This window comes from Streptomyces johnsoniae, assembly GCF_031845565.1.
In the GTDB taxonomy this organism is placed as follows: Bacteria; Actinomycetota; Actinomycetes; order Streptomycetales; family Streptomycetaceae; genus Streptomyces; species Streptomyces johnsoniae.
In genome coordinates this window covers 381120-402531 of record NZ_JAVREV010000001.1, presented here as the reverse complement: position 1 = coordinate 402531, position 21412 = coordinate 381120, and the positions used below count along the sequence as shown (strand labels likewise).

Annotated in this window: 28 protein-coding genes; 14 read left to right on the top strand and 14 right to left on the bottom strand. The window is 71.3% G+C overall.

Annotated features, from left to right (window positions below; genetic code table 11):
• Window positions 1–23: 23 nt before the first annotated feature.
• The 13 genes from RM779_RS01835 to RM779_RS01775 all read left to right on the top strand — a co-directional run bounded on the left by RM779_RS01835 (window position 24) and on the right by RM779_RS01775 (window position 11624).
• Window positions 24–671, top strand: a complete 648-nt coding sequence (locus tag RM779_RS01835; protein ID WP_077058817.1) for an L-threonylcarbamoyladenylate synthase — start codon at window positions 24–26, stop codon at window positions 669–671.
• Window positions 672–703: 32 nt separating this feature from the next.
• Entirely contained in the window at window positions 704–1363 is a 660-nt protein-coding gene (locus tag RM779_RS01830; RefSeq protein WP_311615460.1) for an arsenate reductase/protein-tyrosine-phosphatase family protein, read from the top strand.
• A 192-nt stretch (window positions 1364–1555) separates the two neighbouring features.
• Window positions 1556–2908, top strand: a complete 1353-nt coding sequence (locus RM779_RS01825) for an MraY family glycosyltransferase (protein WP_311615035.1) — start codon at window positions 1556–1558, stop codon at window positions 2906–2908.
• Between the two features lie 388 nt (window positions 2909–3296).
• Window positions 3297–3722: a hypothetical protein gene (locus RM779_RS01820; protein ID WP_077058814.1), complete on the top strand. Its 426-nt coding sequence runs from the start codon at window positions 3297–3299 to the stop codon at window positions 3720–3722.
• Between the two features lie 228 nt (window positions 3723–3950).
• Window positions 3951–4778 (top strand): F0F1 ATP synthase subunit A, encoded by an 828-nt coding sequence (gene atpB, locus RM779_RS01815; protein WP_311615033.1) that lies wholly within the window; start codon window positions 3951–3953, stop codon window positions 4776–4778.
• Between the two features lie 86 nt (window positions 4779–4864).
• Window positions 4865–5089 (top strand): ATP synthase F0 subunit C, encoded by a 225-nt coding sequence (atpE, locus tag RM779_RS01810; RefSeq protein ID WP_077058812.1) that lies wholly within the window; start codon window positions 4865–4867, stop codon window positions 5087–5089.
• A gap of 40 nt (window positions 5090–5129) precedes the next feature.
• Window positions 5130–5693, top strand: coding sequence for a F0F1 ATP synthase subunit B (locus RM779_RS01805; RefSeq protein ID WP_311615458.1), 564 nt, complete (start codon window positions 5130–5132; stop codon window positions 5691–5693).
• Window positions 5694–5732: 39 nt separating this feature from the next.
• Window positions 5733–6557 (top strand): F0F1 ATP synthase subunit delta, encoded by an 825-nt coding sequence (locus tag RM779_RS01800; RefSeq protein ID WP_311615030.1) that lies wholly within the window; start codon window positions 5733–5735, stop codon window positions 6555–6557.
• A 95-nt stretch (window positions 6558–6652) separates the two neighbouring features.
• The gene (gene atpA / locus RM779_RS01795; RefSeq protein WP_077058809.1) at window positions 6653–8224 is read left to right on the top strand and encodes a F0F1 ATP synthase subunit alpha; all 1572 of its coding nucleotides are present in this window, start codon (window positions 6653–6655) and stop codon (window positions 8222–8224) included.
• Between the two features lie 3 nt (window positions 8225–8227).
• On the top strand, window positions 8228–9157 hold the full coding sequence (locus RM779_RS01790) for a F0F1 ATP synthase subunit gamma (protein WP_311615028.1): 930 nt from the start codon (window positions 8228–8230) through the stop codon (window positions 9155–9157).
• A 2-nt stretch (window positions 9158–9159) separates the two neighbouring features.
• Window positions 9160–10602: a F0F1 ATP synthase subunit beta gene (gene atpD, locus RM779_RS01785; RefSeq protein WP_311615026.1), complete on the top strand. Its 1443-nt coding sequence runs from the start codon at window positions 9160–9162 to the stop codon at window positions 10600–10602.
• 114 nt (window positions 10603–10716) lie between these two features.
• Window positions 10717–11100 (top strand): F0F1 ATP synthase subunit epsilon, encoded by a 384-nt coding sequence (locus RM779_RS01780; protein WP_077058806.1) that lies wholly within the window; start codon window positions 10717–10719, stop codon window positions 11098–11100.
• A 74-nt stretch (window positions 11101–11174) separates the two neighbouring features.
• On the top strand, window positions 11175–11624 hold the full coding sequence (locus RM779_RS01775) for a DUF2550 domain-containing protein (protein ID WP_311615023.1): 450 nt from the start codon (window positions 11175–11177) through the stop codon (window positions 11622–11624).
• Window positions 11625–11724: 100 nt separating this feature from the next.
• On the opposite strand, the gene RM779_RS01770 is transcribed toward RM779_RS01775, so the two are convergent.
• From RM779_RS01770 to RM779_RS01710, 13 genes are all read right to left on the bottom strand, one after another.
• Complete coding sequence (locus tag RM779_RS01770; RefSeq protein ID WP_311615456.1) at window positions 11725–12981, bottom strand: glycoside hydrolase family 18 protein; 1257 nt, start codon at window positions 12979–12981, stop codon at window positions 11725–11727.
• 264 nt (window positions 12982–13245) lie between these two features.
• A complete protein-coding gene (locus RM779_RS01765; RefSeq protein ID WP_311615021.1) occupies window positions 13246–13527 on the bottom strand; it encodes a gas vesicle protein K in 282 nt (93 codons plus the stop codon).
• On the bottom strand, window positions 13524–13751 hold the full coding sequence (locus tag RM779_RS01760; protein ID WP_311615019.1) for a gas vesicle protein: 228 nt from the start codon (window positions 13749–13751) through the stop codon (window positions 13524–13526). The genes RM779_RS01765 and RM779_RS01760 overlap by 4 nt, the downstream gene beginning before the upstream one ends.
• Window positions 13741–14568: a GvpL/GvpF family gas vesicle protein gene (locus RM779_RS01755; RefSeq protein WP_311615017.1), complete on the bottom strand. Its 828-nt coding sequence runs from the start codon at window positions 14566–14568 to the stop codon at window positions 13741–13743. Before RM779_RS01755 ends, RM779_RS01760 begins: the two co-directional genes overlap by 11 nt.
• Window positions 14565–14888, bottom strand: coding sequence for a gas vesicle protein (locus RM779_RS01750; RefSeq protein ID WP_311615454.1), 324 nt, complete (start codon window positions 14886–14888; stop codon window positions 14565–14567). Before RM779_RS01750 ends, RM779_RS01755 begins: the two co-directional genes overlap by 4 nt.
• 17 nt (window positions 14889–14905) lie before the next feature.
• Complete coding sequence (locus RM779_RS01745; RefSeq protein ID WP_311615015.1) at window positions 14906–15841, bottom strand: SRPBCC family protein; 936 nt, start codon at window positions 15839–15841, stop codon at window positions 14906–14908.
• 5 nt (window positions 15842–15846) lie between these two features.
• On the bottom strand, window positions 15847–16275 hold the full coding sequence (locus RM779_RS01740; RefSeq protein ID WP_311615013.1) for a hypothetical protein: 429 nt from the start codon (window positions 16273–16275) through the stop codon (window positions 15847–15849).
• Window positions 16275–16541, bottom strand: coding sequence for a gas vesicle protein GvpG (locus RM779_RS01735; protein ID WP_311615011.1), 267 nt, complete (start codon window positions 16539–16541; stop codon window positions 16275–16277). Before RM779_RS01735 ends, RM779_RS01740 begins: the two co-directional genes overlap by 1 nt.
• Window position 16542: 1 nt before the next feature.
• Window positions 16543–17298, bottom strand: a complete 756-nt coding sequence (locus RM779_RS01730) for a GvpL/GvpF family gas vesicle protein (protein WP_311615009.1) — start codon at window positions 17296–17298, stop codon at window positions 16543–16545.
• Window positions 17299–17301: 3 nt separating this feature from the next.
• Window positions 17302–17796 carry a gas vesicle protein GvpJ gene (gvpJ, locus tag RM779_RS01725; protein WP_311615007.1) on the bottom strand — a complete coding sequence of 165 codons (495 nt, stop codon included), beginning with the start codon at window positions 17794–17796 and terminating at the stop codon, window positions 17302–17304.
• A gap of 36 nt (window positions 17797–17832) precedes the next feature.
• Window positions 17833–18117 carry a gas vesicle protein GvpO gene (gvpO, locus tag RM779_RS01720; protein WP_311615005.1) on the bottom strand — a complete coding sequence of 95 codons (285 nt, stop codon included), beginning with the start codon at window positions 18115–18117 and terminating at the stop codon, window positions 17833–17835.
• A 79-nt stretch (window positions 18118–18196) separates the two neighbouring features.
• Window positions 18197–18862, bottom strand: a complete 666-nt coding sequence (locus RM779_RS01715) for a response regulator transcription factor (RefSeq protein ID WP_311615003.1) — start codon at window positions 18860–18862, stop codon at window positions 18197–18199.
• Entirely contained in the window at window positions 18859–20043 is a 1185-nt protein-coding gene (locus tag RM779_RS01710) for a sensor histidine kinase (protein WP_311615002.1), read from the bottom strand. Before RM779_RS01710 ends, RM779_RS01715 begins: the two co-directional genes overlap by 4 nt.
• A 154-nt stretch (window positions 20044–20197) precedes the next feature.
• Here RM779_RS01710 and RM779_RS01705 point away from each other — a divergent pair, with 154 nt between their 5' ends.
• On the top strand, window positions 20198–20770 hold the full coding sequence (locus tag RM779_RS01705; RefSeq protein WP_311615000.1) for a hypothetical protein: 573 nt from the start codon (window positions 20198–20200) through the stop codon (window positions 20768–20770).
• Between the two features lie 51 nt (window positions 20771–20821).
• Here the strand turns inward: RM779_RS01705 and RM779_RS01700 are convergent, their stop codons facing one another.
• Window positions 20822–21394, bottom strand: a complete 573-nt coding sequence (locus tag RM779_RS01700; protein ID WP_311614998.1) for a cob(I)yrinic acid a,c-diamide adenosyltransferase — start codon at window positions 21392–21394, stop codon at window positions 20822–20824.
• Window positions 21395–21412: the final 18 nt, after the last annotated feature.

Here is a 21412-nt window from a genome sequence, read left to right as displayed (position 1 = left end):
AGGCAAGAGGAGGACATTCAGTCATGGCACGGCGTTACGACTGCTCTGACGTGGTCGATCGCAAGCACGGCCTGCGGGAAGCCGCCGCCGCGGTCCGGCGCGGGGATCTGGTCGTCCTGCCGACCGACACCGTCTACGGCATCGGCGCGGACGCGTTCAACACCACGGCCGTGGCCGATCTGCTGGAGGCCAAGGGCCGCGGGCGCGGGGTGCCTTCGCCGGTGCTCGTCGGCTCGCCGAACACCCTGCACGGGCTGGTCACCGACTTCTCCGAGAAGGCGTGGGAGCTGGTGGACGCCTTCTGGCCGGGCGCGCTGACCCTGGTCGCCAAGCACCAGCCGTCGCTGACGTGGGACCTGGGGGAGACCCGCGGCACGGTCGCGGTGCGGATGCCCCTGCACCCCGTCGCGATCGAACTGCTCAAGGAATTCGGCCCGATGGCCGTCTCCAGCGCCAACCTCACCGGCCACCCGGCGCCGCAGACCTGCGACGGCGCGCAGGAGATGCTGGGTGATTCGGTCGCCGTCTACCTCGACGGCGGGGCGACCCCGGATGCCGTGCCGTCCTCCATCGTCGACGTCACCGGGCGGGTTCCGGTGCTGCTGCGCGCCGGGGCGGTGAGCGAGGAGGAGCTGCGGAAGGTCGTTCCCGATCTGGAGACCGCGCATTGACACCCCCCTCGGGTAGCCCCGCGGACGTTGGCATACCGGCGCCGGAGACCTCCGGTGGGCCGCGGCAGGTCTTCCGGATTCTGCACGTCAGCACGGGCAACGTGTGCCGCTCCCCGATCACGGAACGGCTGACGCGGCAGGCTCTGGCCGAGCGCCTGGGCGGCTTCGCGGCCGGTCTGGTGGTGGAGAGCGCCGGCACCTGGGGGCACGAGGGCGCCCCCATGGAGGCGCACGCCGCCCAGCTGCTGGACGAATACGGCGCGGACGCGGGCGACTTCATCGGCCGGGAGCTGCTGGACGAACACGTCATCGACGCCGATCTGGTGCTGACCGCGACCAGGGATCACCGCGCCCAGGTGATCTCGATGGGGCACTCGGCCGGGCTGCGCACGTTCACCCTCAAGGAGTTCACGCGGCTGGTGCGGGCCATCGACATGGCCACGCTGCCGGTCGCCGCCTCGCCGGAGGAGCTGGTGGAGCGCGCCAGGGCGCTGGCGCGTGCCGCCGCGGCGCTCCGCGGCTGGCTGCTGGCGCCGAACGCGGAGGCGGACGAGGTGCAGGACCCGTACGGGGCGCCGCTGCCGTATTTCCGGTCCATCGGCGAGGAGATCCGCGCCGCGCTCGATCCGGTGGTCACGGCGCTGACCGGAGTGCCGCCGCGGGGCGCGTGGTCGGGGCGTGCGCTGCTGTAGGGCGCGGTCGGGCCGCCCCGGCCCGTTCGCGCCCGCGCCCGCGTTCGCGCTCCCGCCCGGCCGAGCGGCGGGCGGGCGACCCGTCCTAACCTGGAGTCCAAGGCAGTAACGACGCGACACCGAGTCCGCACCCAGGGGCGCGGGCATGAGAGGGTGTTGCGCGGTAGTCCTGCGAGACCTCTGGGGCATCTTGTGCGCGAATACCTACTGACGCTCTGCGTCACGGCGGCCGTCACGTATCTGTTGACGGGGCCGGTGCGGAAGTTCGCGATCGCCTGGGGCGCGATGCCGCCCATCAGGGCGCGCGACGTACACCGTGAGCCGACGCCGCGGCTGGGCGGTATCGCGATGTTCGGCGGGCTCTGCGCGGGGCTGCTCGTCGCCTCCCAGCTCACCAACGTGGGCGAGGTGTTCCGGATCTCCGACGAGCCGCGGGCGCTGCTCTCCGGCGCCGGGTTGATCTGGCTGATCGGCGTACTGGACGACAAGTACGGTGTGGACGCCCTGATCAAGCTCGGTCTCCAGATGATCGCCGCGGGCGTCATGGTCCTTCAGGGGCTGACCATTCTGTGGCTTCCGGTGCCCACGGTCGGCATGGTCGCGCTCACCCCGCTCCAGGGCACGCTGCTCACCGTCGCGATCGTGGTCATCACCATCAACGCGGTCAATTTCGTGGACGGCCTCGACGGCCTCGCGGCCGGCATGGTCGGGATCGCCGCCGCCGCGTTCTTTCTGTACGCCTACCGCATCTGGTACGGGTACGGCATCGAGGCCGCCGCGCCCGCCACCCTGTTCGCGGCGGTGCTGATGGGCATGTGTCTGGGCTTCCTGCCGCACAATCTGCATCCGGCCCGGATCTTCATGGGCGACTCGGGCTCGATGCTGCTCGGCCTCGTCCTGGCCGCGGGCGCGGTGTCGATCACAGGACAGGTGGACCCGGACGCGATGAAGCTGTTCTCCGGCTCCGTGCGCAGCGCGGTGTTCGAGACGGTGCCCGTCTACATGCCGCTGCTGCTGCCGTTGACGATCATCGCGGTGCCGTTCGTCGACCTGGTGATGGCGATTGTGCGTCGCACCTGGAACGGTCACTCGCCGTTCTCGGCCGATCGTGGCCACCTGCATCACCGGCTGCTGGAGATCGGGCACTCGCAGAGCCGCGCGGTGCTGATCATGTACTTCTGGTCGGCGCTGATCGCGTTCGGCGCGGTCGCCTACTCCGTGCAGTCGGCGAACGCGGTGCTGGTGCCGGCGGTGATGGTGCTCAGCGCCGTCGGGCTCGTGGTGCTGCTGATGCCCCGCTTCACGCCCCGCGTCCCGCGCTGGGCGCAGCGGCTGGTGCCGCCGCGCTACCGGGACCGCAAGCGGCGGCTCGCCCCGCAGCTGCCCGTGGAGTCCGCGCTCGACGCCCACGCCGCGGACCGGCCCGCGGGCGGGCCGCCCGCGCCCGGTACACAGCCCACCTCGCTGGCCGGGCTGCACGGCGCGACGGCGGTGGGCGACCGGCAGCGCTTCGCGCTGCGCCGCAAGATCGACACCCGCTCCTAGGCCGTGTCGTTTGGATCTTCGTGGATCAGGTCGCGTTGTCAGATGCGGTGCTCCCCCGGCCTGGCGGCTGGGGGAGGAGTATCGCAGCTCGTACGTGGGGGCACCTCCCGGACGAAGTCTGGGGGAGGAGTCTGGGGGAAGCGCGGCCCCCGCGAAGATCCAAACGACACGACCTGGCCCCGACGCGGCTCTATCAGATGCGGTGCCACACGTCAGCGGCGCAACGCGGGTGTTACCTCCGGAGTGTGAGGTCCTGCACACGGATCGGGTAAAGACCTCATCAAATAGTTTGTGATAGCGTTCACGAAACCCCGGCGCATCACCCACGTGCCGGAACCCGCTCGTCAACGACGACACGTCCCCGAAGCCCCGCCGGAGAAGCAGTTCGATGCAGTCCAACGACGCCCGGATCGTCCGCGGCGCCGCGATCCCCACTGCCGTGGCAGGCGTGCTCGCCACCGTCATCGGCGCCGTGGTGGCAGGGGGGGACGGCGCGGGCGGGGTCGCGCTCGGCGTGCTCGTCGCCGCCGTCTTCTTCGGTGGCGGCCTGATCTCACTCGGTTACGTCGGCAGGCGCTGGCCCGACCTCTTCTTCGGCGCCGCCTTCCTGATCTACACGACGCAGATGGGCTTCCTGCTCGGGTTGCTCCTCCTGCTGCGTGACGCCTCCTTCCTGAACGGGCGTGCCTTCGCCGCCGGTGTGCTGGCCGGGACGGCCGTCTGGCTGGCCGGTCAGGTGCGGGCGCACACCAAGGTCAAGACCCTCTACGTGGAGCCGGACAAGGCGACCGCGTCAACCGGCGGCCCGTCATGAGCGGTACCGACGAAGGCGGGGGCTGTATACGGGGTGTCGTCGCGGGCTGCTATCGTCCCTCGCCGGAAGGCCGGATCGCGGCGCCCACAGGGGCCGGGGGCCGTGCGCGGGCTGTGCGGGACAGCCACGCGGGTGCTGACCGGCGCTCCTCCCGCCCCATCCAGTCCAGTGCCGTTCCGCGGCCCATGCCGCCGCGCCGACACATCGAGGTAGCCGTATCCATGCGTCATGTCGAGGGAGTTCACGGTGAGTAACGACCAGGTGCTCGCCTTCGAGACCGACTGCCATCTGTTCGACGGCTGTGGCTTCCCCGCCCCGTCCGAGTGGTCGTTCATCTTCGACCCGCTGTTCACGATCGGCTCGTTCGAAGTGGACAAGCCGATGGCGCTGGTGCTCCTCAGCACGGCGATCGTCTGCACGTTCTTCTGGGTGGCTTTCTCCAGGGCGAAGGTGGTCCCCGGCAAGGTCCAGCTGCTCGCCGAGGTGCTGTACGACTTCGTGCGCCGCGGCATCGCCCGCGAGACCATCGGCAAGAAGGCAGAGCCGTATGTGCCCTTGCTGATGTCGCTCTTCTTCTTCGTCTGGATCATGAATATCTGGGCGATCATTCCCTTCGCCCAGTTCCCGGCGACATCGATCATCGCGTACCCGGCAGCGCTCGCGCTGATCGTGTGGGTCACGTACATGACGCTGACCTTCAAGACGAACGGTTTCGTCGGCGGCCTGCGGAACCTGTGCGTGCCCAGCGGGCTGCCGAAGGGGATCTACGTGATCCTCACGCCCATGGAGTTCCTGTCGAACGTCATCGTCCGCCCGCTGACGCTCACCGTCCGGCTCTTTGCCAACATGTTCGCCGGGCACCTGCTGCTCTTGGTGTTCATCATCGGCACCTGGTACACGCTGGGCTCCGTGGTCGGCACGTTCTACGCGGCGACCTCGATGGTCATGACGGTGGCGCTGACGTTCTTCGAGCTGTTCATCCAGGCGCTCCAGGCTTACGTGTTCACCGCGCTGACCGCCACCTACATCTCCCAGGCGCTGGAAGAGGCGCACTGAGAGCGGCCGATCGGCCACCCCTACCGACCGCACCAATCCGGTGGACACTCCGCCACCGGCTCATCAGAGATAAGGAACAAACGGACATGTCCGCAACTCTCGCCGCAGTTGAAGGCAGCGTCAACACCATCGGCTTCGGCCTCGCGGCCGTCGGCCCCGGTGTCGGCATCGGCATCATCTTCGGCAACGGCGTCCAGGCCATCGCCCGTCAGCCGGAGGCCACCGGTGTCATCCGGCAGAACATGCTGCTCGGCTTCGCCGTCATCGAGGCGCTGGCGCTGATGGGCTTCGTGCTCGCCTTCGCCATCTGACGTCGATCACGACGCCACTACCGACGAAAGGTCCACCATGCTGATCGAACTGGCTGCCGAAGAGCCGATGAGCCCTGTGCTCCCGGTGGTGCCCGAGATCGTCATTGGCCTGATCTGCTTCGGTGTCGTCTACTTCGTCTTCCACAAGAAGCTGCTGCCCGCCATCAACAAGGCGCTCGATGAGCGACGGGAGGCGATCGAGGGCGGCATGGAGAAGGCCGAGGCGGCTCAGGCCGAGGCTCGGCAGACGCTGGAGAGCTACAAGGAACAGCTCGCCGAGGCGCGCCACGAGGCCGCCCGGATGCGTCAGGAGGCGCAGGAGCAGGGTGCCTCGCTCATCACCGAGATGCGCGAGGAGGGTCAGCGGCAGCGCGAGGAGCTCATCGCCGCGGGCCACGCCCAGATCGCGGCCGACCGCAAGCAGGCCGCGGAGCTGCTGCGCCAGGACGTCGGCAAGCTCGCCATCGAGCTGGCCGGGCGGCTGGTCGGGGAGTCCCTGGAGGACCACGCCCGGCAGAGCCGCACGATCGACCGCTTCCTCGACGACCTGGAGGAGCAGGCCGGCCGGTCCGTTTCCTCCGAGTCCTCCGAGGCGGGACGATGACGGCCGTAACGCCACGAGCGAACAGGGGAGCGTGACGCCATGATGGGAGCGAGTCGCGAGGCGCTGGACGCCGCGCGGGAGCGGCTTGACGCGCTGGTCGACAACACCGCCGTCGACGCCGTGGCGCTCGCCGCCGACCTCGCGGCCGTCACCGCGCTGCTCGACCGTGAGACGTCGCTGCGCAGGGTGCTCACCGACCCGGCGCAGCCCGGCGAGGGCAAGGCCGACCTGGTCGGCCGCCTGCTGGGCGGACAGGTCGGCGGCGAGGCCGTCGACCTGGTCTCCGGAATGGTCAGGTCCCGCTGGTCCGCCTCGCGTGACCTGGTGGACGCCGTGGAAGGGCTGGCCGACACGGCCGACCTGATCGCGGCGGAGCGGGACGGCAGCCTGGACACGGTGGAGGACGAGCTGTTCCGGTTCGGCCGGATCATCGCCACCGCGCCCCAGCTCCGCGCCGCGCTGAGCGGCAGGGACGATTCGGCCGCGGGCGGCATCGCCAAGGCCGCCCTGATCCGCGACCTGCTCGGCGGACGTGCACGCCCGGTCACCGAGCGTCTCGTCATCCGGCTCGTGGAACGTCCGCGGGGACGTAGCCTGGAAGCAGGGCTTGAGGCGCTGAGCGTCCTGGCGGCCGCCAGGCGGGAGCGTTCGGTGGCTGTCGTCACCTCCGCGGTGCCGCTCGATGACCGGCAGCGGCAGCGCCTCGGCGATGCCCTGGCCCGGCTGTACGGTCGGCAGATCCAGCTGAATCTCGACGTCGACCCGGCGGTCCTCGGCGGGATCTCGGTCCGGATCGGTGACGAGGTCATCCACGGCACCGTTGCCGACCGCCTCGACGAGGTGAATCGCCGGATGGCCGGCTGACGGCGGCGCGACCAACTCAAGAAGCAGGACAAGCGGCCCGGGTTGGGCCGTAATGGACAAACTTACGGGCCCAACAAGGAGAGCAGGGAACCCAGATGGCGGAGCTCACGATCCGGCCGGATGAGATCCGGGACGCGCTGGAGAACTTTGTCCAGTCGTACAAGCCGGACGCGGCCTCGCGGGAAGAGGTCGGGACGGTCAGCGTTGCCGGTGACGGCATCGCGCGCGTCGAGGGGCTGCCCTCGGCCATGGCGAACGAGCTGCTGAAGTTCGAGGACGGCACCCTCGGCCTCGCCCTCAACCTGGAGGAGCGGGAGATCGGCGTCGTCGTTCTCGGTGAGTTCAGCGGCATCGAGGAGGGCCAGCCGGTGCGCCGCACCGGCGAGGTGCTCTCCGTCGGCGTCGGTGACGGCTACCTCGGCCGGGTCGTCGACCCGCTGGGCAACCCGATCGACGGCCTGGGGGACATCGAGACCACGGGCCGCCGCGCCCTGGAGCTCCAGGCCCCGTCGGTGATGCAGCGCAAGTCGGTGCACGAGCCGATGGAGACCGGCTACAAGGCCGTCGACACCATGACGCCCATCGGCCGCGGCCAGCGTCAGCTGATCATCGGCGACCGGCAGACGGGCAAGACGGCCCTCGCGGTGGACACGATCATCAACCAGCGCGACAACTGGCGTTCCGGCGACCCGAACAAGCAGGTCCGCTGCATCTACGTGGCGATCGGCCAGAAGGGCTCCACCATCGCGTCCGTGCGCGGCGCGCTGGAGGAGGCGGGCGCCCTGGAGTACACCACCATCGTGGCGGCTCCTGCCTCCGACCCGGCCGGCTTCAAGTACATCGCCCCGTACACCGGCTCGGCCATCGGCCAGCACTGGATGTACGACAGCAAGCACGTACTGATCATCTTCGACGACCTGTCGAAGCAGGCCGACGCCTACCGCGCGGTCTCCCTGCTGCTGCGCCGCCCGCCGGGCCGCGAGGCGTACCCGGGCGATGTCTTCTACCTGCACTCCCGGCTGCTTGAGCGCTGCGCGAAGCTGTCGGACGACATGGGCGGCGGCTCGATGACCGGCCTGCCGATCGTGGAGACCAAGGCCAACGACGTCTCCGCGTTCATTCCGACGAACGTCATCTCCATCACCGACGGCCAGTGCTTCCTGGAGTCCGACCTGTTCAACGCGGGCCAGCGCCCGGCGCTGAACGTCGGTATCTCCGTCTCCCGCGTCGGCGGCTCCGCCCAGCACAAGGCGGTGCGGCAGATCACCGGCTCGCTGCGCGTGGACCTGGCGCAGTACCGCGAGCTGGAGGCGTTCGCCGCCTTCGGCTCCGACCTGGACGCCGCGTCGAAGTCCGCCCTGGCCCGTGGCCAGCGCATGGTGGAGCTGCTGAAGCAGGAGCAGTACAGCCCGTTCTCCACGGAGAACCAGGTCGTCTCCATCTGGTCCGGCACCAACGGCCTGATGGACGAGATCCCGGTATCCGACATCCGCCGCTTCGAGCGGGAGCTGCTGGACTACCTGGGCCGTGAGCACAAGGACCTCATGACCAGCATCCGCGAGGGCGGCAAGATGTCGGACGACACGGTCCAGGCCGTGGGCTCCGCGGTGAACAAGTTCAAGCAGCAGTTCCAGACGTCGGACGGCAAGCTGCTGGGCGAGGGCTGATCCATGGGCGCTCAGCTTCGGGTGTACAAGCGCCGGATCAAGTCCGTCACCGCCACCAAGAAGATCACGCGGGCGATGGAGATGATCGCCGCCTCGCGCATCGTCAAGGCGCAGCGCAGGGTGGCGGCCTCCAAGCCGTACGCGGACGAGCTGACCGTCGCGGTCTCGGCCGTGGCGCAGGGCTCGGACGTCAAGCACCCGCTGACCACCGAGGCCGACCGGCCCCGGCGGGCCGCCGTGCTGCTGATCACCTCCGACCGCGGTCTGGCCGGCGCGTACAACAGCAACGCGATCAAGGCGGGTGAGCACCTGACCAGCGAGCTGGTCGCGCGGGGCCTGGAGGTGGACACGTACGTCGTCGGCCGCAAGGGCGTCTCGTACTACTCGTTCCGGGAGCGGGGCGTCGCCCAGACCTGGACCGGGTTCACCGACAATCCGACGTACGCCGACGCCAAGGCCGTGGCGGCGCCCCTGATCGAGTCCATCGAGCGGGACGCGGACGAGGGCGGCGTGGACGAGATTCACATCGCCTTCACCGAGTTCGAGTCGATGATGACGCAGACGCCGCGCGAGCGCAGGCTGCTGCCGCTCACGCTGGACAAGTCGGCCGAGGAGTCCGCCGAGACCTTCGCCAAGGGCCGCGACGTGCAGCCGCTGTACGACTTCGAGCCGTCGGCGGAGCAGGTGCTGGACGCGCTCCTGCCGCGCTATGTCGAGAGCCGCATCTACAACGCGCTGCTCCAGGCCGCCGCTTCCAAGCACGCGGCCACCCGGCGCGCGATGAAGTCGGCGACGGACAACGCGGAGGACATGATCAAGTCGCTCGGGCGACTTGCCAACGCGGCCCGCCAGTCCGAAATCACCCAGGAAATCTCCGAGATCGTCGGTGGCGCGAGCGCTCTGGCCGACGCGACCGCGGGAAGTGAACGCTAATCATGACCACTGCTGCTGAAGCGGCCACCGCGACCGGCCGCATCTCCGGTGTGAGGGGCCCCGTTGTCGACGTGGAGTTCCCCGTCGACCAGATGCCGGAGATCTACAACGCCCTGCACGTCGAGATCGCCGACCCGGCGAACGCCGGGCAGACCAAGACCCTGACCCTTGAGGTCGCGCAGCACCTGGGCGAGGGCCTGGTGCGCACGATCGCCCTGGGCGCGAACGACGGCCTGGTGCGCCAGGCGCCGGTCGTCGACACGGGCAAGGGCATCACCGTGCCGGTCGGTGACGTGACCAAGGGCCGCGTGTTCGACACCCTGGGCCGCATCCTGAACGAGCCCGAGGCCGAGTCGGAGATCACCGACCGGTGGGAGATCCACCGGCAGGCCCCGGCGTTCGACCAGCTTGAGTCGAAGACCGAGATGTTCGAGACCGGTCTGAAGGTCATCGACCTCCTCACTCCGTACGTCAAGGGCGGCAAGATCGGCCTGTTCGGCGGCGCGGGCGTGGGCAAGACCGTGCTCATCCAGGAAATGATCATGCGTGTGGCGAAGCTGCACGAGGGCGTCTCCGTGTTCGCCGGCGTCGGTGAGCGCACGCGTGAGGGCAACGACCTGATCGACGAGATGGAGGAGTCGGGCGTTCTCCCGCAGACCGCGCTCGTCTTCGGTCAGATGGACGAGCCGCCGGGCACCCGCCTGCGGGTCGCGCTGGCCGGCCTGACCATGGCGGAGTACTTCCGCGATGTGCAGAAGCAGGACGTGCTGTTCTTCATCGACAACATCTTCCGCTTCACCCAGGCCGGTTCCGAGGTGTCCACGCTGCTGGGCCGCATGCCCTCCGCGGTGGGCTACCAGCCGAACCTGGCGGACGAGATGGGTGTGCTCCAGGAGCGCATCACCTCGACCCGTGGTCACTCCATCACCTCGATGCAGGCGATCTACGTGCCCGCGGACGACCTGACCGACCCGGCGCCCGCGACGACGTTCGCCCACCTGGACGCCACCACGGTGCTCTCCCGGCCCATCTCCGAGAAGGGCATCTACCCGGCGGTCGACCCGCTGGACTCGACCTCCCGCATCCTGGACCCGCGCTACGTCTCGCAGGACCACTACGAATGCGCGTCCCGCGTCAAGGGGATTCTCCAGAAGTACAAGGATCTCCAGGACATCATCGCGATTCTCGGCATGGACGAGCTGGGCGAGGAGGACAAGCTCACGGTCAGCCGGGCCCGCCGGATCGAGCGCTTCCTGTCGCAGAACACGCACGCGGCGAAGCAGTTCACCGGTCTCGACGGGTCCGACGTGCCGCTGGACGAGTCGATCGCCGCGTTCAACGCCATCGCGGACGGGGAGTACGACCACTTCCCCGAGCAGGCGTTCTTCATGTGCGGTGGCCTCGACGACCTGAAGGCCAAGGCCAAGCAGCTGGGCGTTTCCTGACGCACCGCCTGCGGTACTCGTCCGGGGCGGGGTTTCCACGACCCCGCCCCGCACGTGACAGGGCATGCCAACTATTCTTCGGAAAGCCAGGTACTAAAGGGATGAGGAGCCATCGTGGCTGAGCTGCACGTCGAGTTGGTCGCCGCGGACCGGCAGGTATGGTCCGGCCGGGCCAGCCGCGTCGTCGCGCGCACGGTCTCGGGTGACATCGGCATCATGCCCGGCCACCAGCCGCTGCTCGCCGTCCTCCAGTCGGGTCCGGTCACCGTCCGCACGACGGGTGAGACCGGCGAGGGCACGGTCGTGGCCGCGGTGCACGGCGGTTTCATTTCGTACACGGACGGTAAGCTGTCGCTGCTCGCCGAGATCGCCGAGCTGGCGGACGAGATCGATGTCGACCGCGCGGAGCGGGCGCTGGAGCAGGCCCGTGCGGAGGCGGACGCATCGGCCGAGCGCCGCGCCGACGTCCGGCTCCGGGCCGCGACGGCGGGACGCTGACGGACACGGACGACTCAGGGGACTTTGCTGCACCAGGCGCGTAGGCACACCACGAGGCGAGGAGGTCGGTAGAGATGGTCCTCGCACTGCTTGTGGTGGGCGGCGTGATTCTCGCCGTTGTCGTCCTCGGCCTGCTCGGCTTCGGCGTGCGGCGGCGGCTGATCCAGCGGCCAGGCGGCACGTTCGACTGCAGCGCGCGCTTCGCGCCGCCGCGCGTGGACCAGTCGCAGGGCAAGGGCTGGCTCTACGGGGTGGCGCGCTACAACGGGGACCAGGTCGAATGGTTCCGCGTCTTCTCCTACGCACCGCGTCCGCGGCGCTCCCTCCAGCGGGACCGCATCCAGGTCCGCGAGCGCCGTCATCCGCACGGCGAGGAGGAGCTGGCCCTGCTGCCGGGTGCGGTGGTGCTCAGCTGCCGTCACGACGGCTTCGACGTGGAGCTGGCGATGAGCGAGGACGCGCTGACGGGTTTCCTCGCCTGGCTGGAGGCGGCGCCGCCCGGCCAGCGCGTCAACGTCGCGTGACGTCCGCCCGCCGCGGTCCGGCGGGCGGGCGAACGAGAAAGACCGGGCAGGCGGGGGCGGTCCGCCTGCCCGGCCGTACGGAGCCGGGTGATGAGGGAGATCAGCCCAGCCCGGTACTGATGGCGCGGACCAGCTCGCCGTCGGCGGTGTCGCCCGACAGCTCCCAGAAGAACGCGCCGCCGAGGCCCGCGTTCGTGGCCCAGTCCATCTTCCCCGCGATGGTCTCCGGGGTGTCGTAGCTCCACCACTCGTTGCCGCAGTGCGCGTAGGCGGTGCCCGCGACGGTGCCGTTGGCCGGGCAGCGGCCGGCGAGGACCTTGTAGTCCTCGATGCCCGCCTCGTAGGTGCCCGGCGCGGCGCCGGTGGCGGTGCCGCCGGGTTCCGACTGGGTGACGCCGTTCCAGCCGCGGCCATAGAAGCCGATGCCGAGCAGCAGTTTCTCCGGTGGGACGCCCTGGGCGACGAGCTTCTCTATGGCCGACTGGCTGTCGAAGCCCTGCTGCGGGATGCCGTCGTACGTCGTCAGCGGCGAGTGCGGGGCGGTCGGGCCTGTCGCATTGAACGCGCCGAAGAAGTCGTACGTCATCACCGCGAGGTAGTCGGCGTACTGGGCGCCTCCGGCGTAGTCGGCGGCGTCGATCTTGCCGCCGTCCGACGCGTCGGCGGTGATCGCCGCGGTGACGAGCTGGTCGCCGAACGCGCCGCGGAACGCCTGCATCATCTCCTCGAAGACCTCGGGCCCGCTGGAGTCGCAGGTGAGGCCGCAGGCGTTGGGGTACTCCCAGTCGAGGTCGATGCCGTCGAAGACACCGGCCCAGCGCGGGTCGTTGACCAGGTCGTAACAGGACTGCGCGAAGCGCTGCGGGTCCTGCATGGCCTGGGCGAAGCCGCCCGACCAGGTCCAGCCGCCGAAGGACCACAGCACCTGGATGTCCGGGTACTGCTCCTTCAGCTGGCGGAGCTGGTTGAAGTTGCCGCGCAGCGCGCCCGGCTCCCAGGTGTCGGCGACGCCGCTGACGCTTTCGGCGGCCGTGTAGGCGCGGTCGTAGGCGGCGTAGGAGTCGCCGACGGTGCACTCGCCGTTCTGGACGTTGCCGAACGCGTAGTTGATGTGGGTGATTTCGTCGGCGGTGCCGGAGTCCACGATGTCCTTGACGTGGTAGCCCCGGTCGTAGACGCCCCACTCGGCGAAGTAGCCGAGGTTGACGTGGTTGCTCGGCGCCGCGGTGGTGTCGGCCGCGGCGGGGGCCTCGGCGGTGTCGGCGTCGGGGGTGGCCTGGGCGGGACCGGTGAGGGCCACGATGCCGGTGAGGGGGAGGGCGAGGGCGGCGATCCCCGTGAGGATCTTGGTTTTCAGGCCGCCGCGCCCTGCCGGGGTCGCGGTTCTTGCGGATCTCAAGGGAGCTCCTCAAGTCGGTCGGACGGGACGAAGGATCTGCGCCGCCCCAGGAGCCCGCTGTTGATTGTCATGGCGTGCTCACCGCAGATGCCGTGAGCGTAGAGAGGTCTGGACCACAGGTCAATAGGTCTGTACCAAAGGTGTCGTGGTGGTCCTTGACCCGCGACGGGCGTACGCCGGGCGGGTGTTCCGCCTCCGTTCCCGGCGCGCGCCGGCCGGGTGTCAGTCGCGCGGCAGCAGGGAACCCAGCGGGCCCAGATCGAGGTTGAGGTCCTCGGGCCCGAGCCCGAAGTGCTCCCTGAGCTGCACCATCCGCTCGTCGAGGAGCATCAGCGTCGTGCCCACCCGCTCCACTTGCTCGTCCGTCAGCTCCCCGGCGTCAACGCGGCGCAGCGCCTGCCGCTCGGTCAGCTGGCGCAGCAGCTCCACCACCGTCAGCACCAGCGCGGCCAGATCCCTGCCCACCGTGTCGGCGTCGAGGTTGACGCGGGCGGGGGCCGTCACAGCGGACCGCCATCGCCCCAGGGGGCGGGCACGCGGTCGCTGACCGAGGACAGCAGCGCGTGCAGCGAGAGCCGGACCAGCGGCACCTCGGCGATGGCGATGACGAGATCACCGCTGATCACGACGCCGGTGGCGAGCACCCGGTCCAACAGATCGACCAACGGCACCCCGAGCGGCCCGGCGGCACTCTCCGCACCTTGCCACGGCACCGGTTCACGCGTCATCGTCATCGACCCCGCCCCGGTCGGTCTCTTCGGCCTCGTCCGTCTCTTCGGCCTCGTCGGCGAACGAGTACGGGGCCCACGGGCCCGTGGTCTCGATGCGCACCAGCGGGCCGAACTCCGGGTCGGTGCGCAGTGCCGCGACGGCCCTGGTCAGCTCGTCGCACCGGGCCGCGTCGACCAGGTAGGCCGCGTTCAGTACCTGCGGCTGCGCCTCGCCGGTGAGGTCGGTGCCGTGCGTGCGCAGCCGCCTGGCCGCGGCGGACGTCGCACGCAGCGTGGCATCGATGCGGTCGACGGCCGCCCGGACCGCATCCCGGTGCGCCTCGCGGCCGCGCTGCCGGTCCCTGAGCCGGTCGAGGTAGGCGCGTCCGGACCGCGGCGGTGCGCCCGGCATGCCGTCGGGGCCGGGCACGGGGCCGGCCGCGAACACCTTCACGCCCCACTCGGCCCGGCCCCGCACCCGGTCGAGGACCGTGAGGAACCGGGCGCTCTCGCGGGCGATGGCCGCCCGCGCCCGTGCCTCGTCCGCGTACAGCGTGGTCAGCGGAACGGGAACGGCGGGCCCCGCCGCGGCCACGGCGGCCACCACCTCGTGGTGGGCGCGGGCATACCGTTCCAGCGTGGCCCGGTCGGACAGGTGCGTGCGCAGCGCCTCGGCCGTGAACTGCGCGGCGGGCACGTCCTGGACGACGGCGGCGAGCGCGCCGACTCGCAGGCAGCGGACGGCCGTTCCCTCGGCGTGCCCGCGCAGACCCGCGAGGGCCGGGGTGGCCGCCCCGCCGCAGACGGCGAACACGCGGACGGCGCCGCCGTTCACCGGTCCTCCGCCCGTTCCCGCGAACGGTCCTCCAGGGCCGTGAGGCGCTCCCGCAGCCGGGCGTTCTCCTCGGCGAGCGCGTCCCGCGCGGCGCGCGAGGACAGGGCGGGTTCGGACTCCCACCAGTCGATGCCCGCCTTCTTGGCGGTGTCGACGGAGGAGATGAACAGTCGCAGGCGGATCGTCAGCAGCTCGATGTCGAGCAGATTGATCTTGATGTCTCCGGCGATGACGATGCCCTTGTCGAGCACCCGCTCCAGGATGTCGGCGAGGTTTGCCGCCCGGGGCGGGCACGGGTCGATCGGCTCGCAGGCCGTCAGGGGTTCGAGCGCGCCGCTCACCGTTCGTCACGCTCCTCGTCGTCGTCCTCGTCCTCGTCCTCGTCCTCGTCGTCTTCGTCTTCGTCTTCGTCGTCCAGATCCTCGTCGTCGTCCCCGTTCCCGTTCTCCTCCTCGTCGGGGCCGCGCACCACTTCGCCGTCCCGCACCTCGCCGCGCCAGCCGGGGGGCGTCTCCTCGGCGACCAGCGTCACGTACCGCTGGAACTGCTTGAGGTCCAGACGCAGCCGACGGCCCTGCGCACGCCAGAGATTGGCGGTCTTCTCGAAGAATCCGGCCGGGTAGTACTCGACGACCACGACGATGCGGGTGAGATTGCGGGCCACCTCGTGGAACGTGACGACGCCGCGGGTGCTGCCCTTGCCGCCCTCGGAACGCCACTCGATGCGCTGGTCCGGGATCTGCTCCTGGACGGTCGCCTTCCAGGAGCGGTTGGACGGGCCGATCTTCAGCTTCCACTCGCTCGTCGTATCGTCGGAGCGGTCGACGCTCTGCACGCCTTTCATGAAGTCGCTGAAGTTGTCGTAGCTGGTCCAGTGGTTGTAGCAGTCGCGCAGCGGAACGCCGACGTCGATCGTCTCGATGATGCTGGTGACCTTGGCGTCGGGGCTCTTGCCGCCGCCTCCGCCTCCGCCGCCCGCGTCCCCGCCGTCGTCGGAATCTTCGCCACCCTTGCCGACGGCCTTCTTGGCCGTGCCCACGGCGTGGTCCTTGGCCTGCTTGGCGCCCTGCCCGGCCAGCGCCGCCCCGGCCTTCGGCACCGCGGCGGCGGGCGCGGCCGACTCCCCGACGCGCCCGGCGAGGTCGGTGATCTTCTGCCCGGCGGTGTCCGCGAGGCGCTTGGCCTGGGCCTCGACGAGGCCGATGAGGGCCGTCCCGAGCCGTTCCAGGCCCCCGGCCAGGCCGTCGGACCCGGACTGCGTCTTCTTCTCCATGCCCTTCACTCCCGCTCGGCCCCGACGGCGGAGCGTTCCGCCTTCCCGTTCTTCTTCGCCGGCCGCCCCGCCTCGTCCCCGGACTCGGACTCGGACGCGGACTCGGGTCCGGCGTTCTCCGGCTCGTTGAGCGCCTGTACGCGCCCCTCCACCGCCTCGGTGAGCGACTCGATGCGGCGGCCGACCGCGCCGGAGGCGACCGTCCGGCCGGCTTCCGCGAGCCGGTTGCCGAGGCGGCCGCCGACCTCGGAGAACTGCGGGTGTTCGCGTAGCTTGCGCACGCCCTCGCCGGCCAGCTTCCGCGGGCCGAGCGGGAAGCGGCGGCCGACGACGTACGTCGCCACGGCGAACGCGATCTTCGCCCGTTTCCTGCGGCCCATCAGGTAGCCGCCGGCGATGCCCGCGGCGAAGGCGGCCTTGCTTGCTTCGTTCATCAGCTACTTCCGTTCGGTGGGCCGTTCGGTGGGCCGTTCGGTGGGTCCGGCTGGAGCAGGCGCAGCAGGCGTTCCTCCTCGGCCTCGAACGCGTCGAGGCCGATCTCGCCGTCGGCGAGCGCACGGTGCAGCGCCGCGAGGCGGGTGCGCACCGGCGTCGGGTCGGCCGCCTCGCGTTCCGCGGCGTCGGCGACGCGCTCCGCGAGCCAGCCCGCGCCGCGGGCGGGGGCCAGGGGCAGCAGGAGCAGCCCGGACAGCAGTCCCACGTCACGCCCTCCCCGCCGCGGTGGTGGCCGCCCGGCCATCGGCGGGCACGAAGCTGAAGCACGGCAGCGGTCCGGTCAGCCGCACATCGGCGCGTGCGGCGGGTTCCATACCGGCCGAGGCCGCGGCCCTGAACGCGTCAAGTGCGCCGCGGGGCACGAGGAACGAGGTGTTCCGCACGCAGCCCGGCACCTCGGGGCCGGGCACCGCCGCCTCGGCGAACGGCGCCACCCGCCGGGTCACCAGGCCGGCGGCGCGCGTGGCGGCGGCGGTCAGGGCACCGGCCACCGCCTCGCCGAGGCGCAGGCTCGCCTCGTAGCCGGGCCGGCGCCTGGCCGCCTCGCGCAGCCCGCGGAGCGCGGGGTCGGCGCGGAGCAGCTCGGGGAGTGCCTCCTCGGCGGGGAACACCTTGAGGTTCATCTCCAGGCGGCCCGCGAGGCGGGCGAGCGTGTCGAGATAACGGGCCTCGGAACGGGTGAGCTGGTCGGCGACGGCGGACTCCTCCGGCGCCACCACGCCGAACCGCATCGGCAGCACCGGGCCGTCCTCGGCGAGCGCGAGCAGCAGGTTCTGGTGCGCCAGCAGGTCGCGGCGGCGGGCGAGGAGTTCGTCCGGCGCGGCGCTCACCACGGCCGCGAGCGCCCCGGCGCGCAGCGTGCGCGCCGGGGCCGGCGGCGCACCGATCCCGGTGCACCCGGCGGGGAACGGGTGGTCGGCGCGGATCACGCCGTAGACGTAGACGGGGTGGTCGGTCAGCACGCCTCAGCCCTCGTCCCCGCGGCGGCGCGCGGAGCCGCCGTGCCGCTTCCCGCCCTTGCCGCCGCCCCCGCCGGCCCCGCCGCCGGACCGGTGCCCGGCGCGGTCGTTCGCGCGACCGTCGTCGTCCGTACCGTCGCCGTCGTCGCCGGTCAGCACGTTCTTCGCCTTGCGGCCGACGCTCTGCGTGGCCTTCTTGAGGCTGCCGCCCACCGCCGCCTTGGCCGGCCCGCCGCCGCTGATGAGGTCGCCCAGGCGGCGGCTGTGCGGGTCCTCCTCTGAGCAGAGGCTGTCGCAGACCTCGGCGAAGCGCAGGTACGTGTCGATGCTGGCGATCACGACGCGGACGTCGATCTTCAGGATCTCGATGCCGACCAGGGAGACCCGGACGAAGATGTCGATCACCATGCCGCGGTCGAGGATGATGTCGACGACGTCGTAGAGCGTTCCGGCCCTCGGCACACAGGCCACGTCGTCGCGGTAAGTGGGGGTGACGGTCATGAGGCGCTTCTCCTTCGTCCGGCGGGCGCCGTGGCGTCAGTCGACGGTGGCGCAGCGCCGGTAGCGGCGCACTCTGCGGTACTCCAGCAGGCGGCCTTCCTCGTCGAGTTGCACCTCGTAGGTGGCCATCAGGCTGGTGGTGTCGGGGATGCGGGGCACTTCGACGACATCCACGTTGACGTGCCACCCGTGTTCCGCGCGGGTCACCGCGGACACCCCGTCCACCGCGTGTCCCGTGAGGCGGGCGAGCCGGCGGCTGGCCCGGCGGGCCGCCCCGACCGGGCCGCGGACTCGGGATGACTTCTCGGCTGCGTCTGACATGGCCCCAGTCTTCGCCGACCGTGCGCCGGGCACCCGCTGGAGACGACCATTCGGGAACGGCCGCTGTGCCGACGTCGGGTCAGGGCTCGCGGCTGAGGCCGAACTCCTGCGCGAGCACGGCGGCCTGGACGCGGCTGCGCAGGCCGAGCTTGCCGAGGATGCGGCTGACGTGCGTCTTCACCGTGGCCTCCGCCATCGCGAGGCGGTCGGCGATCTCGGCGTTGGACAGCCCCTCGCCGACCCGGCCGAGCACCTCGCGTTCGCGCGGGGTGAGGCCGGACAGTCGTGCCGGGTCCGCGGCGGGGGGCCGCGGCGGGGCGGGCCTGCTGCGGGCGAACTCGGTGAGGAGGCGGCGGGTCACGGCCGGGGCGATCAGTCCTTCGCCCGCGGCGACGGTGCGCACGGCGTCGATCAGGGCGGCGGCGTCGCTGTCCTTCAGCAGGAAGCCGCCGGCCCCGGCGCGCAGTGCGCCGAAGACGTACTCGTCGAAGTCGAACGTCGTCAGCACCAGGACCTCCGCGAGCCCCTCGCCGGTGATCCTGCCGGTGGCGGAGACGCCGTCGAGGCGCGGCATCGAGAGGTCCATCAGCACCAGATCGGGGCGGAGTTCGCGGGCGAGCCGAACGGCCTCCTCGCCGTCGGCGGCCTCGCCCGCCACCTCGATGCCGGGCGCGCTGCGCAGGATGAGCACGAGCCCTTGACGGACGGCGGCCTGGTCCTCGGCGACGAGCACCCGGATGGTCATGACTGCGGGGTCCTTTCCCGGAGCGGAAGTGCGGCCTCGACCCGCCAGGACGCGGGGGCGGCGGGCCCGGCCCCGAAGGTGCCGCCGAGCAGGTCCACCCGTTCCCGCATGCCGACCAGGCCGGCCCGGGAGCCGGGGGCGCGGGTGGGGGTCCGTTCGTGGAACGGGCTGGTGACGGTGATCCGCAGGGCCTGTGCGTCCTGCCGGAGGGTCACCGTGACCTCGCCGGGCGCGGCGTGCTTGACCGCGTTGGTCAGCGACTCCTGGACGATCCGGTACGCGGCGAGCTCGACCGGCGCGGGCGGCCTGGCCGCGTCCGGCGGCCGTTCGTCGCGGCGGCTGAAGCGAAGCCCGCCGGCCGCCCCGTTCCTGGCGGCGTCGCGCAGCAGCGCGTCGAGGCCGTCGAGGCTCGGCGACGCCTCGACGGCCTGGCCGCCGCCCGCCTCGCGCAGCAGCCCGATCAGGCGGCGCATCTCGGTCAGGCCCTGGGTGCTGTTCTCCCTGATCACCGACAGGGCCTCGCGGGTGGCGGCGGGCTCGCCCAGCGAGAGCGCGGCGGTGGAGTGGATCGCGATGGCCGACAGGTGGTTGGCGACGCGGTCGTGCAGCTCGCGGGCCATCCGGGAACGTTCCGCGGCCACGGCCTGGACCCGGTCCATCTCGGCGAGCAGCGCGGTCTGTTCGGCGCGCAGCCGTTCCGCGGCCGCGGCGTCGCGGTGACTGCGGATGATCAGGCCGGTCCAGGCCGGGGCGACGGTGAGGCCGGCGGACACCGCGCCGAGCAGCAGTACCTCGGGTTCGCGCAGCCAGGCGAGGGTGCCGACGGTGATGGCCACGGTGAGAACGACGCTGCCCGTGACGACGGACCGGGCGAGGCGGGCCCTGCCGTAGAGCGCCGCCGCGTACACGAGGTCGCTGAACATGACGATGACCGCGAGCAGCCCGCCCGTCAGCAGGTCGATGACCACCCCCGCGCCGCCGAGCGCCAGTGCGCGCCCGGGCGCGACGCGCCGCAGCAGCTCGGCGGCGCACGTCACGATCAGCCCGGCCATGACCTCGGGGCCGTGCGGGTCGTTGACGCGGAAGGTGTAGAGGCCGAAGGCGATGGCGACCAGCCCGCCGGCCAGGCCCGCCACCGCGATCAGCACGTCGTCGCGGTGCGGGCGGGGCGGGCTGAGCATGGCTCCATCACAGCACGTGGGGGCGCGGGGCGGGCACCGTCGGGCGGCGTACATCGAACGATGCAGTCGCCGCGCGGCGAATCGTCGCGGGGGGCGATGGAACGGGGCGCGGGGCGCGCGAGCCTTACGAGCGAACCTCGGGGAGGAGCCCGCTGTGATCGTCACTCTGATCGTTGCCGCCGAGATCGGCTTCTGGGTCGTGCTCGGCGGCGGCCTCGCCGTTCGCTATCTGCTGCGCAGGCCGCGGCTCGGCGGGGCGCTGCTGCTGTGTGTGCCGCTGATCGACGTGCTGCTGCTGACCGCGACGGCGATCGACCTGCGGCGCGGCGCCGATCCCTCGGCCGCGCACGGCCTGGCCGCCCTGTACCTCGGGTTCACCGTCGCCTACGGGCACTACGTGGTCCGCTGGGCGGACGGGCATGCGGCGCATCGTTTCGGCGGGGCGCCGCGGCCGGCGAAGCCGCCGCGCCACGGGATGGCGCGGGCCAGGCACGAGTGGCGGCTCTGGACGATGACGCTGGTCGGCGTGCTGATCGGGCTGGCGGTGCTCCAGGGCATGATCTGGGCGATCGACGACGGGGACCGCACCGATCCGCTGCGCACCTGGCAGGGCACGGCGCTGCGGGCCCTCGGCATTCATGCGCTGATCGCGCTGAGCTACACGCTGTGGCCGAAAAAAGCCCCGGCGCCGGAGCGCGACCCGGGGCGCGCGGTCGAACACGGCTGAGCCGCGCCGACGCGCGCCCGGGGGCGCGGGGGCCCGCCCAGGTCGTCGCGCCTAGCGGTTCTCGCCGGGGACCCACAGTACGTCCCCGACCTCCTTGTTGGCCGTCCTGGCCAGGATGAACAGCAGGTCGGACAGGCGGTTGAGGTACGTGGCGGTGAGTTGGTTCATCGTGTTGCCGTGCTCTTCGAGTGCCGCCCAGGTGGCGCGTTCCGCCCGGCGGACCACGGTGCACGCCTGGTGCAGAAGGGCCGCCCCCGGGGTGCCGCCGGGCAGGATGAAGCTGCGGAGCTTTTCGAGATCGGCCAGAAAGCGGTCGCAGTCGGCTTCCAGCCGGTCGATGTAGGTCTGCAGAACGCGCAGTGGCGGATGTTCGGGGTCGGGCACCACGGGCGTGGCGAGGTCGGCCCCGACGTCGAACAGGTCGTTCTGTACCCGGATCAGCACGGTGCTGACCTCGTCGGGGAGCCGGCCGAGGGCCAGCGCCGTGCCGATGACGGCGTTGGCCTCGTTCGTATCGGCGTAGGCGGCGATCCGCAGGTCGGTCTTGGCCGTGCGGCTCATGTCGCCGAGCGCCGTCGTACCGGTGTCTCCGGTACGGGTGTAGATCCGCGTGAGGTTGACCATGCGGTGAGCTTAGAGGCT

What these genes read in the sequence shown, in the direction of transcription:
- RM779_RS01835 (WP_077058817.1), top strand. Translation starts at nt 24, where the DNA reads ATGGCACGGCGTTACGACTGCTCTGACGTGGTCGATCGCAAGCACGGC.
- RM779_RS01820 (WP_077058814.1), top strand. Translation starts at nt 3,297, where the DNA reads ATGCAGTCCAACGACGCCCGGATCGTCCGCGGCGCCGCGATCCCCACT.
- atpB (WP_311615033.1), top strand. Translation starts at nt 3,951, where the DNA reads ATGTCGAGGGAGTTCACGGTGAGTAACGACCAGGTGCTCGCCTTCGAG.
- atpE (WP_077058812.1), top strand. Translation starts at nt 4,865, where the DNA reads ATGTCCGCAACTCTCGCCGCAGTTGAAGGCAGCGTCAACACCATCGGC.
- RM779_RS01800 (WP_311615030.1), top strand. Translation starts at nt 5,733, where the DNA reads ATGATGGGAGCGAGTCGCGAGGCGCTGGACGCCGCGCGGGAGCGGCTT.
- atpA (WP_077058809.1), top strand. Translation starts at nt 6,653, where the DNA reads ATGGCGGAGCTCACGATCCGGCCGGATGAGATCCGGGACGCGCTGGAG.
- RM779_RS01790 (WP_311615028.1), top strand. Translation starts at nt 8,228, where the DNA reads ATGGGCGCTCAGCTTCGGGTGTACAAGCGCCGGATCAAGTCCGTCACC.
- atpD (WP_311615026.1), top strand. Translation starts at nt 9,160, where the DNA reads ATGACCACTGCTGCTGAAGCGGCCACCGCGACCGGCCGCATCTCCGGT.
- RM779_RS01775 (WP_311615023.1), top strand. Translation starts at nt 11,175, where the DNA reads ATGGTCCTCGCACTGCTTGTGGTGGGCGGCGTGATTCTCGCCGTTGTC.
- RM779_RS01760 (WP_311615019.1), bottom strand. Translation starts at nt 13,751, where the DNA reads ATGACGCGTGAACCGGTGCCGTGGCAAGGTGCGGAGAGTGCCGCCGGG.
- RM779_RS01745 (WP_311615015.1), bottom strand. Translation starts at nt 15,841, where the DNA reads ATGGAGAAGAAGACGCAGTCCGGGTCCGACGGCCTGGCCGGGGGCCTG.
- RM779_RS01740 (WP_311615013.1), bottom strand. Translation starts at nt 16,275, where the DNA reads ATGAACGAAGCAAGCAAGGCCGCCTTCGCCGCGGGCATCGCCGGCGGC.
- gvpJ (WP_311615007.1), bottom strand. Translation starts at nt 17,796, where the DNA reads ATGACCGTCACCCCCACTTACCGCGACGACGTGGCCTGTGTGCCGAGG.
- gvpO (WP_311615005.1), bottom strand. Translation starts at nt 18,117, where the DNA reads ATGTCAGACGCAGCCGAGAAGTCATCCCGAGTCCGCGGCCCGGTCGGG.
- RM779_RS01715 (WP_311615003.1), bottom strand. Translation starts at nt 18,862, where the DNA reads ATGACCATCCGGGTGCTCGTCGCCGAGGACCAGGCCGCCGTCCGTCAA.
- RM779_RS01710 (WP_311615002.1), bottom strand. Translation starts at nt 20,043, where the DNA reads ATGCTCAGCCCGCCCCGCCCGCACCGCGACGACGTGCTGATCGCGGTG.
- RM779_RS01700 (WP_311614998.1), bottom strand. Translation starts at nt 21,394, where the DNA reads ATGGTCAACCTCACGCGGATCTACACCCGTACCGGAGACACCGGTACG.